Annotated in this window: 1 protein-coding gene, 2 tRNA genes and 1 rRNA gene; all 4 read left to right on the top strand. The window is 52.1% G+C overall.

Annotation, left to right across the window (positions count from 1 at the left end):
- Window positions 1-32 precede the first annotated feature (32 nt).
- Window positions 33-109, top strand: a tRNA-Ile gene (locus tag ABVT35_RS26840).
- A gap of 25 nt (window positions 110-134) precedes the next feature.
- Window positions 135-210 (top strand) — tRNA-Ala (locus tag ABVT35_RS26835).
- Between the two features lie 577 nt (window positions 211-787).
- Window positions 788-1,063 carry a hypothetical protein gene (locus ABVT35_RS26830; protein ID WP_368470698.1) on the top strand — a complete coding sequence of 92 codons (276 nt, stop codon included), beginning with the start codon at window positions 788-790 and terminating at the stop codon, window positions 1,061-1,063.
- A gap of 80 nt (window positions 1,064-1,143) precedes the next feature.
- Window positions 1,144-1,433 (top strand): 23S ribosomal RNA (locus ABVT35_RS26825); the annotation flags it as partial.

Genomic DNA, 1,433 nt, shown 5'->3' with positions numbered 1-1,433 from the left:
TGACGAACCGTTTGAATCACTGCCGCGGGCAGGGGCCCGTAGCTCAGGTGGTTAGAGCGCACGCCTGATAAGCGTGAGGTCGGTAGTTCGAGTCTACCCGGGCCCACCATTGTCCGGCCGCGAGCGAAGATAACGGGGCTTTAGCTCAGCTGGGAGAGCACCTGCTTTGCAAGCAGGGGGTCATCGGTTCGATCCCGATAAGCTCCACCATCTTTTAGCGCTCACGCATGAGCGGCCCTTCGGGCCTATGCTCCGCGAGGGCGCCGAATGGTCGGCGGCGCACACTTGTGCGCGTTGGGTGCCAGGTCGGGTCTTCGTCGTTTACGGGTTTATCGTGGTTAAAAGGCCGAAGCCTTCAGGCTTCGCAAGGCCGACCGGCCGTCGCCGCTGATGCGGCGCGCCCGCGCAGCGCCAGCACATCGCAGATGTGCGGTACGGCGCGTGAGCGATAAAAACTCATCCTTGAGAAATAAAGTTTGCATCGCTTTTGGCGATGCCTGTTCTGCATACATTGTGAAGAGAAGATAGTGTCTGAAAGCTGCTTTATACGGCAAGGTTTACACCCCTTGTTTAAGCAGTCATGTCGGATGATTGATCTAAAGTTGTTTGTTTTTTGGTGTTCTGAAGGCCCGCTTGAAAGCGGGGTTGCCGGATGGACGTCCAGATGCCCAAAAAGTTGAAGACTTTTTGGATAAGCTATCTGGGCCACTTAACATCTGACCTTGTCATGACGATTGGCGTTGCCTGACCGCGCGTCATTGGACACATCTCGAGAAGCTGGTCTGATATGTTTGAGGGAACGCTCGGCGTGTTCCCGGGTCAATTGTTTGAAAAGCCGCACGGTTTTTTGAGCAAGCCATTTGACTTCAAACAAACATATCAAAAAATTAAGCCAATACATTTTTTAGTGGTCCAGATGACTTGTCCAAAAAGTCGAACAACTTTTTGGGTATCTGGACGTGGGTATGGCGGTCTTTTGACTTGCCGGACTGATTGTACTGCACCCTTAACAGCGGGTCGCGGTGTGATCGGAATTGCTGCAAACGCCTTGTTTGCCGCATGACCTGTTTCGGTCCCCTTCGAGCGCAAGCGCGGAGGATAAGTCACCGAAACCACTCAAGGATGGGCATTGGCAATGAGAACGATCAAGTGTCAAAAGGGCATTTGGTGGATGCCTTGGCATGCACAGGCGATGAAGGACGTGATACGCTGCGATAAGTTGCGGGGAGCTGCGAATAAGCTTTGATCCGCGAATTTCCGAATGGGGAAACCCACCTTTGATATCTAGGAAAATTTAAGGCGTTCCTTTGGAACGCCTTATCTTTCTAGATATCGTTTAAAGGTATCTTGCCTTGAATATATAGGGGTAAGAAGCGAACGCGGGGAACTGAAACATCTAAGTACCCGTAGGAAAGGACATCAACCGAGACTCC

It is taken from the genome of Hoeflea sp. TYP-13 (assembly GCF_040932035.1).
GTDB lineage: Bacteria > Pseudomonadota > Alphaproteobacteria > Rhizobiales > Rhizobiaceae > Hoeflea_A.
Note: the sequence above shows the minus strand (reverse complement) of the source record. Positions and strands in the feature narration are given on the sequence as shown.

Bases quoted from the DNA above. Each gene is read 5' to 3' on its own strand.
- ABVT35_RS26830 (WP_368470698.1), top strand. From the start codon at position 788: ATGTTTGAGGGAACGCTCGGCGTGTTCCCGGGTCAATTGTTTGAAAAG.